The organism is Zavarzinella formosa DSM 19928 (assembly GCF_000255705.1).
Lineage (GTDB): Bacteria > Planctomycetota > Planctomycetia > Gemmatales > Gemmataceae > Zavarzinella > Zavarzinella formosa.
The window spans coordinates 1,068,635-1,077,191 of the sequence record NZ_JH636441.1 but is presented as its reverse complement, the minus strand read 5'-3'; the positions used below and the strand labels follow the sequence as shown (position 1 = coordinate 1,077,191).

At 57.9% G+C, this 8,557-nt stretch carries 8 protein-coding genes; 6 read left to right on the top strand and 2 right to left on the bottom strand.

The window, feature by feature from the left end; genetic code table 11:
• From BGIM_RS67195 to BGIM_RS0121135, 6 genes are all read left to right on the top strand, one after another.
• The coding region (locus BGIM_RS67195) for a hypothetical protein (protein ID WP_029630241.1) at positions 1-198 on the top strand (198 nt) is incomplete at its 5' end.
• A gap of 431 nt (positions 199-629) precedes the next feature.
• Entirely contained in the window at positions 630-1,532 is a 903-nt protein-coding gene (locus BGIM_RS0121155) for a hypothetical protein (protein WP_157369292.1), read from the top strand.
• A gap of 198 nt (positions 1,533-1,730) precedes the next feature.
• Positions 1,731-3,218, top strand: coding sequence for a type I 3-dehydroquinate dehydratase (locus tag BGIM_RS0121150; RefSeq protein WP_020471732.1), 1,488 nt, complete (start codon positions 1,731-1,733; stop codon positions 3,216-3,218).
• Positions 3,219-3,375: 157 nt separating this feature from the next.
• Positions 3,376-4,551 carry a sugar phosphate isomerase/epimerase family protein gene (locus BGIM_RS0121145; protein WP_020471731.1) on the top strand — a complete coding sequence of 392 codons (1,176 nt, stop codon included), beginning with the start codon at positions 3,376-3,378 and terminating at the stop codon, positions 4,549-4,551.
• Between the two features lie 271 nt (positions 4,552-4,822).
• Positions 4,823-5,068 carry a hypothetical protein gene (locus tag BGIM_RS66535; protein ID WP_020471730.1) on the top strand — a complete coding sequence of 82 codons (246 nt, stop codon included), beginning with the start codon at positions 4,823-4,825 and terminating at the stop codon, positions 5,066-5,068.
• A complete protein-coding gene (locus BGIM_RS0121135) occupies positions 5,026-5,592 on the top strand; it encodes a DNA alkylation repair protein (protein ID WP_020471729.1) in 567 nt (188 codons plus the stop codon). Before BGIM_RS66535 ends, BGIM_RS0121135 begins: the two co-directional genes overlap by 43 nt.
• Positions 5,593-5,598: 6 nt before the next feature.
• Here the strand turns inward: BGIM_RS0121135 and BGIM_RS0121130 are convergent, their stop codons facing one another.
• Positions 5,599-7,098, bottom strand: a complete 1,500-nt coding sequence (locus tag BGIM_RS0121130) for a hypothetical protein (protein ID WP_020471728.1) — start codon at positions 7,096-7,098, stop codon at positions 5,599-5,601.
• Positions 7,095-8,465 carry a hypothetical protein gene (locus BGIM_RS0121125; protein ID WP_157369291.1) on the bottom strand — a complete coding sequence of 457 codons (1,371 nt, stop codon included), beginning with the start codon at positions 8,463-8,465 and terminating at the stop codon, positions 7,095-7,097. The genes BGIM_RS0121130 and BGIM_RS0121125 overlap by 4 nt, the downstream gene beginning before the upstream one ends.
• Positions 8,466-8,557 lie beyond the last annotated feature (92 nt).

Here is an 8,557-nt window from a genome sequence, read left to right as displayed (position 1 = left end):
TCCCCCCACACCGCCGCGCTGGTGACCGCACCGGCAAGCGCCAGCGAGGCTGAAAACCACTTAAGTCGTTTGAGAAAGGTCATGGACCAGCTTCTCCTGACGGGGCTATCCGGGATGTTCAGATCCACGGACAAATATGATGACGGGGCAATGAAGATTGTACACGACAAGTGTTGCTGTTCGCCAGAGGTGGCTTGACAGTTCCCCCTGACTCGATCTTCACCAATTCTAACGGAAACTCAAGAGATTCGTTTGTGCTAATGTCATTCATGAGAAAGCCCCTTCGGATTCCGTCGTCGCAATCGTCAACCTTTTCCTGACCGGATGTTTTGATTTGACTTGCGCATTCCGCACTTTAAAGTTCCCCTGTGGAATTATGCCCGCCGACGGTCCAACCGGAAGACGGACGACCACCCGGCAAGGATCCTGCCTGAAAATTCACTCAGGACCATGAAATAAGGGGCCCCCCTATGGCCAACGAACCGACTCGACTCACGACGGCTGACCTGCGGCGGCGACTTCATACCGCCCCGGCCGCGCCGATCAAATTTCCAGACGATCATGCGCCCGTCCCCGCCACGGCTCCGGTTTCCCGATCGGCTGCTCCTCGCCCTGGCATTCCTCCAGAAATGATTCCGACCTATTTCGACAGGTCGGCTCCGGCCAGTTATGAGGACGGCACGGCGACGGAAGCGGCTTATTTACCCGCCGAATCCCCACCGATTGTGCGACGGTCGAGCCGAGTGCTGCAACGACCAAACTTGCAGACCCTCAGCAGTGTGAATATTCCCACCCCGCAATCCGACCCCATGATTAATCTCCCGCCGGAGGGGCACGATCATGGATTGGTTGACCAATTGCGGGCCGAGAATCAGCAGTTCAATCAGCTTCTCGACGAAATGCGGCAACTTCTCCAAGAAGCCAGCGATCAGCAGGAACGGTTGCAAACCGAACTGGATTCTGTGAACGAAGCCTACGAAGCCGCCCGCGTGCGGCTGACGGAATTGGAAGAGATCGTCAACGCCAAGCCCAAGACGAAGGACGAACTGGAAGAATGGTCGGACGAGCTTGAGCGGGAGGCCTCTCAACTCAACCAGCAGAAGAAATTGCTCGGCGAGGAACGCCGACAACTTCAAGATGATGAAATGTCGCTCGAAAAACAGATGCGACAAATGGAAGTGGGCATGGCCCGCGAACGAGCCATGCTGGCCCGGCAGGAAACGGAACTCAAGCGGTTGAGCGCCGAGGTTCAACGGGAAATCGAGGCCATCCAACGGGGCGACGCCGGTTTGCGAGACCGGATGGCGGTCTTCCAACGGCGTCATGCCGAGGCGATGGGGCTTGCGGGCGGCGGTTACCCGACGGCTCCCTCCGTGGGAGGCATGTCAGGAATTCATCCGGCCGTCTCAAGCGCTTCAAGCACCTCAAGCACCAGCCTTGGGACAATGCCGGGGGCTTCCTCGCCGACCCCCACTCCGAAAAAGAATGACACGACCGGATTGCTCCGCAAGCTTTTCCGGTCGGGCGAATAAGAACAAAGAAAGACACAAAGCAGACCGGGCACAAAGGTCAGATCAAATTCCGGGGAGAGCTGATTTTCCTGCGGAACTTGATCTGACCTTTGTGCCCGGTCTGCTTTGTTTGACCGATTCTTTTTTTCGTTTTCCGCTCCCCTGCTGGCGGTTAGAATGCCCGTGCCGTCCCTAAAGGCACTCCTTTCAAGAAGTCTCATGATTTGCATCACCATTTCGCAGGAATCCCGGCGCATGGCGCTGGTGGACATGCTCAATGCCGCCATGCTCGGAGCGGATCTCATCGAAGTCCGGCTGGACCGCTTCGAGAAGGACGCCAATCTCGCCGAACTCATGACCGCCAAAAAGAAGCCGATTCTGTTCGCGTGCAAACGCCAACAGGATGGCGGTCAGTGGGAAGGAACAGAAGATGAGCGGACGATGCTCTTGCGGTCGGCCGTCATGGCCAAGGCCGACTATGTGGACATCGAACTGGATGCGGCCGACTCGGTCCGGCCGTTTCCCACTTATAAGCGGGTGATCTCGTATACGAACCTCGAAACCACACCGAAAGATCTCGCGGCCATTTATGCCGAGATGCAGACGAAAAAACCGGATGTCATCAAACTGACTTGCAAAGCCAGCACTCCTGAAGAGGCTTGGCCGCTCATTCAGATTTTGAACAAGCCCGCAGTGCCGACGGTAGTGGTCGGGTTGGGAGACTCCGGGTTGATGCTGTCGCTGTTGGGGCGAAAGATCGGCGCCCCTTGGGCGACGGCGGCGTTGGAAAAAGGGATGGAGGCTTATCCCGGCCAAGCGACTGTGCGAGAACTCGACGAGTTTTATCGTTACCGGGACATTGGCAAACCGACGCGGTTCGTGGGTGTGACCGGTGAAGGCGAACGTCCCAAACTTCTCGCGGGCCTGTTGAATTCGGCGTTCGTCAAATTGGAACTGCCGCTGCGGGTGCTTCCGCTGCAAGTGGGGAATTTGAAACTCTTCCGCAAGATCATTGATGCCGTCCGGCTTCAGGGCGTTTTGCTGGATGATTCCGCGAACGAAGGGATGCACGAAATCGCCGCCTATGACGATTCGACGAAGATGCCCGTTGCATCGGCCGACAGTTTGTTTCCCGTCGAGGGGGGCTGGAACGCGAGCAATCTACTCGGGCAAACAGTGGTCAACGCCCTTGATGCGATGCTCAAGGAACGCGGAAATCCGGAGGGGTTGAAAGGGCGTTCTGTCATGCTCGCAGGAGTTGGCCCGTTGACGAAAATGATGGTGACCGCATTGAAAAAGGCCGGGGCCATGCTCATGTGGGCGAGCAAGAACAAGGAAGCCGTCGCCGGGGCGGCGGCCACGTTCGGCGGCCGGCAATTGTTGTGGGAGGCCGTTTACAACACCAGCCACGATGTGTTGATTATCGGCCGGGACGGAAGCCGGAAGATCACCGACGACATCGGCGAGGAAGAAACCACCCTGCACCCCGGTTATCTGAAGCCCGGCATGTGCGTGGTTGATCTGTTAAGCGGTTTGATCCCGTCCAAGTTTCTTCAGGAAGCCAAAATCCGGCGTTGCGGGGTGGTGTCCCCCCGTCGGCTGATGATCGAGCAAGTCCGCGAAGCGGTGAGGCGGTTATCGGATTTGGAAATTGCCGTGGAACCATTGGAAGAAACGCTGACCAACTGGATTGGCGACGAGGAATAAAGCGGGAGTTTCGCGTGACGTTGCCGGATGGCAACGTTCGCCATGATGTTTTGATGACTCGCATTTTGTCTTTCCATTCCCGGTCTCCACGAATCCGCAAATCCCCCGTAAAACGTCCTGACGTTTCCAATCCTCTTTTCCAACAAGGGTCTCTCCGATGGGTTTCAAGCAGACCGCCACGCACAAGTACGGCAAGGGTTCGTATCACCAGATCGGCCTCGTTCGCGGCCAGTTCGGCAACATGCCTTACGAACCGTGGGTGAAGTTCGTTCAAGACGCCGGGTTCGACGGCTGGGAAGAAGCCTCTTGGGAACTTGACCTTCGCAAATGCGACACCGACGCCGGGGCGGCCGCTTATGCCGCCGAGCGAGTGGCGTTGGCGAAGAAGCACGGGTTGGAAATCTTCACCGTCGCCACGCACCTTCAGGGGCAGGTTCTCGGTGATGAGCCGTCGGCCAAGACCCTCAATTTCCTCGGCTCCAGCACGGATGCCCGCAAGGCGTACAAGGCTTGGCGTGATGCCGGGAACAAGCCGCCCCGGACGGACCCGTATTTCGTCCCGGAAAACGTGGGCAAGTTGATTCATGAGCAAGCCAAGCTAGACCTGCTGGCATGCGTCCGATTGGCCGGCCACTTGAGCAAGTTGCAGGACCGCAAGGTGGCCCTGCCGGGGTTTGTCGGTTCCCCGGCCAATTGCTGGAGCCACTGGTTCTTGTTCCCGCCGCTGCCGACGAAGATCGAAGGCTACGATCTTGATGACGTTCGAGAAACCAGCCTTCAATTGATCGTCGAACGATTTGGCCCGGTGTGGGATCTCTGCAAGCAGTACGGCGTGACGTTCGACCTCGAATGTCACCCGAGCGAACGGGCGATGGGGGACATCGAATCGGCTTCCGATTACATCAACGCGATGTGCAAGGCCGGTTACGAAGGGGTTGTCGGTTTCAACCTCGACGGTTCGCACATGGAATGGCAGAACGTCTCGGTGATTCAATTCATCCGGGAGTTCGGCAAGTTCATCCACTGCGCCCACGTCAAGGGCGTGCAGGTGATCCGCGAACACACGCGAGCCGGGCGGCTTGGCGGACACCGGCCGATGGGGCATTGGGCGAACGGTTGGAACTTCGTGACGGCCGGAACACAGCGGGACGCCAACAGCCTCGAAGAAATCTTCATCGAACTGAATCGCGTCGGCTTTGACGGAGCCGTGAGCATCGAGTGGGAAGACAACGACGCCGAGCAACACGCCGGCGCCATCACCGCCCTCGCCAACTGCCGCAAGGCCGACTGCCCGCCGAGCGGGATGCGTCATGATGACATGCTGAAGGGTTGAGTTGGAGAGAGACGAGAAGAGGAAGAGAAGAGGAAGAGAAGAGTTCACGCAAAGATCGCAAAGGGGACGCAAAGTTCGCCAAAGTTGTCCTTGCCCACCGGCAAACTCCTGTCCCCGCGTGACTGGCTGAAAAATAAACATTTCATCAGTCACGCGGGGGAAGTAGCCTCGGAGCGAAAGAGGACAACTTTGGCGAACTTTGCGTCCCCTTTGCGATCTTTGCGTGAACTCTTCTCTTCCTCCGTTCTTCCCTTGCACAACTGGAGAAGCGATGGCCAAGGAACGGAAGACACCCGGATCGGTCAAAATCGCCGCCGATGTCCTTGCGGAGTTGAATGCCGGGACGCGGTCCTCGGCCAACCTTACCGAAGGGTTGGCGGTGGATTTCTCCGAGTTGATGCGGGCGGCCTTCCCGGAGGTCGCGGACGATCACCGTCGGCAACTTGTCGATGGCAAGCCATCGACACCAAACGGATGGAGATCGGCGGCCGGATTTTGCTGGAGGCTGTTGGACTGAATCGACTCGATGAAATCATTTCTCACGAATCGGACACCGTGCGGGGTTGGGCGTGTTATGTGATCGGGCTGGCCCCCGGACTATCCCTGACGGAGCGGTTCGACCTGGCCCGGCCGCTGGCGGACGATCCGCACTTTGGTGTGCGGGAATGGGTTTGGATGCCGTTACGGTCGCACATCGCCGCCGATCTGAAGCGGGCCATCGCTTTGTTGGAACCGTGGGTTCACGAAGAATCCCGTTTCCTGCGACGGTTCGCCACCGAGGCGACCCGGCCGTGTGGTGTGTGGACCAATCATCTAACAGAGTTGAAGGAGAACCCGAAGCTCGGCATGCCGCTGTTGAAACTGCTGCGGGCCGACCCGGAAAAATACGTGCAGGATTCCGTCTCGAATTGGCTCAACGATGCCGCCAAAACCCGGCCGGGCTGGGTGCGTGATCTGGTGGATGGCTGGGCCGACGGGTGCGAAGACAAGAACACCTTGCGAATCTGCCGCCGGGCGGTGCGAAGCATCCGCGAGGAGTGAGAGGCATCACTTCGCCGGAACATTCGCCGCGAAACACCAGATCCCTTTGCCCGCCAGCCTCACCGCTCGTTCCAAGTCGAGATTCAACTCATCCCACAAGTGAATCGGCACGGGAATGGCTTTGGGGCCGTAACCGATCATCCAAAGCCGACGCACCGATGCTTCAAGGCCGACGGCCTGCCGGGAGTTGTCGGCCATGAGGATCGGTGGCATGTGCCCGTCGTCGGTCGGCTGGCCGCCGATCCGGTCGAAACGGTCGCGGATTCGCCAGCGGGCGGCTTCATAAATGTTGCCCGTGTCGATCAGATCGTCCCGTTTGCGTTTGGAAGTGCTTCCCTTGGCCAGGAGGCCGCCGAGTGTTGTCAGCGCCACCCATCGGCTGCGATCCTCTTTGCGAGTGGCCTGACTCAAACGCGACCAGATCAGCCAGGCAAATAACGCCGTCATCGCGATCAGGAACCAACGCCAAAGGCTCTCCCGGCCAAACCAGCGATCAAGGGCGCTGTTGGGTCGAATGCGATTCTGAAATTCGGTCAACATCGGGTTGGCCATGCGGAGCATCATGTTGGCCAGCATGTCCGGCGGGATCGGCGGAATCGGCGGGTTCATGTCCGGCGGCAAGTGCACCTGTTTGGCGAACTGATCGATCACATTATTGTCATGCACAAACAGACATCTTGTGCGCGTGCCATCCGGGCCTTTCAGCCATTCAATCATCTGATTGGTGAATTTAATATTCGCATTGGGGAAACTCAGTTCGCCGGTTTCATTGTTCACGGTGAACTTCATCATTCCATTGACGAATACGCTGTGATCGGCGACCACCAACAGACGTCCGGGGTCGCCACCCCGGCGAACACTCACGGCGAAATTGTCCCAACTCCGATCAACGGCGAAATTGCTTTCGATTCTCTTTGCGCTTGTGGGATATCCGGCCAACGGGGTGACAATGTATCCGGGCCGGATGGCGGGGACCAACTGAATCTCGCTGGGATGATCCGTGGCGATGGCATCGGCTCCGTCGGCGGAGATCCCGTCCAACATTTTAAACGGCGAATCTTTGACCAAGATCGGCAAATGTCGTCGTGGTTTCACCAACGGGCGCCCGTCCAGACCGTCAAAACACTCATCGGCCTTTGCGGTCAGCAATTCCCCGCTGATGCGGAGACCGTAAATTTGCTCCCAGCTTCTGGGGTCACGGCTGTCGCACTTCTGATCCGTGGCGATCAACACGGCCCCGCCGGCTTCGATGAACGCGCGAATGCCACCTTGATTGGGAAAAAAATCCGGGGTGATCCAAGAGGCATCCCCGAGACACACGATAATCGTTTTCGATGGTTCCAGCCAGGCTTCTGGAAAGTTGGCAAGAGGCTTGAGTTCATGCTTGTGGAGGAAGAAGCGAAAGTATTCCGACCCGCCGTAATGCAAACGACCGTTTTCTTGGGCCGGCGCGATTGCGGCGAACGCAAACAACATTCCGATAACGGCGGCGAAAATTCGGCTCACGGGTTCACCCCCGCGACCGTCCGCAGATCTCGTTCGGCTGTCGAGAGTTCGCCTTGGGTGAGGTCATCCTGCGGCGGGGCATAACGGGCTTTTTGGTAGAGTTCGCCAAGCTCTTGGACGGGTTCGGCCACTTCGGGTTTGTTGTCGGCGAATGTTTCGGTGACGACGCGATGATTCCAGTTGCGGGATTCGTCCCCAAGTTTTTCCACAGTAAGTGTGTCGAACGCCTCCACTAATTCCTCACGGGTGCGGATGCGCGTGAGGTCTAATTTGTGCTGGGAGGCGGCAATCATTGTCTGCCGGGCTTCCTGCTCCCGCACCCACTTGTTGTAAAGGATATAAGCGAGGAAAGCCGCCCCGATTACGCCGATGATGATGGCCACCACGGACAGACCGCCCCCGGCTCCCTCGGCACTGCCGGGTCCGATACTCCCGACCGAGGGGCCGCCGCCGAAGTTTAACCCGGAACCGCCGCCGCCGAAACTCGGGCCGGAACCGCCGCCGGAAAAATTCCAATCGGGGGGGCTGAACTTCCAGTTGTCGCCGAGGGTGCCTTTGCCCCAGTCGTTGATGTCCTTCCATTCCCCGTTTTTGAACTCCGGCAGGTCGTCAAATACTCCCTTGAGATCCCCCTTGCCCATCGCCTCGATCATCTCTTTGAGGGCTTGCTGGCCGGTCGGGGAATCGCCGAGGTTCTTCTCCATCCACTTAATCCACTCTTGGGTGGAGGGGTCCAGCTTTGGCCTGTTTTGTCCGGCATTCATGTCGGGGATTTTGGAGGCATCACCATTCGCCCCGGCATCGGGAACTTTGCCATCAGGGATACCGCCGACATTCGGATCAGCTTTCTTCGCCTGATCGACGAAATTGCCGAGCTTGTTATCCAAATCGGGAATTCGATCAACGATTCTTGGATCGCCGTTATTCTCCCGGATCGGCCTTTTCAAGTTCCGGGGAAAATCGCCTTCGCCCCTCATTTTTTCAAGCGACTTCAAAAAGTCGGGGTTTTTGAATTGCGGATTGTTCTTCAGCAGATTTTCCAGCTCCCGGGGATCAAGTCCCTGATTGCCGTCCTTCAACTTGGAAAGAAGATCTTCAAGCATCTTCGGATCAACAGGCTTCGATTTGCCCCGGGGCTTCAAGGTTCCGTCAAGCCAGCCGCGAAGATCATCAACGTCTTGCTCGCCAGGTTGCGGGTCGTGCGACTGACGGCCGATTTCCACCCCCTCCGGCGGGGGAAGAAACACTCCGGGCGGCAGGGGTTTTAACTGGTCCAAGATTTTGGGGCGAGGTGGTTGAGCCGAGACCGGACCGGCCGCAAGGATTCCGAGAATCGCCATTGATAGCAATCGAACGACGTGCCGCATGGAACTGCTCCACATGCCAACCGACCTGACAACCATCAGTTTAGCGTCTTCCCGGCAGGAAAACACGAAGGTGTTACCATTCAGACGATTCA

Coding starts and splice junctions, on each gene's coding strand:
- BGIM_RS0121150 (WP_020471732.1), top strand. CDS start 1,731: ATGATTTGCATCACCATTTCGCAGGAATCCCGGCGCATGGCGCTGGTG.
- BGIM_RS0121145 (WP_020471731.1), top strand. CDS start 3,376: ATGGGTTTCAAGCAGACCGCCACGCACAAGTACGGCAAGGGTTCGTAT.
- BGIM_RS0121135 (WP_020471729.1), top strand. CDS start 5,026: ATGGAGATCGGCGGCCGGATTTTGCTGGAGGCTGTTGGACTGAATCGA.
- BGIM_RS66535 (WP_020471730.1), top strand. CDS start 4,823: ATGGCCAAGGAACGGAAGACACCCGGATCGGTCAAAATCGCCGCCGAT.
- BGIM_RS0121125 (WP_157369291.1), bottom strand. CDS start 8,465: ATGCGGCACGTCGTTCGATTGCTATCAATGGCGATTCTCGGAATCCTT.
- BGIM_RS0121155 (WP_157369292.1), top strand. CDS start 630: ATGATTCCGACCTATTTCGACAGGTCGGCTCCGGCCAGTTATGAGGAC.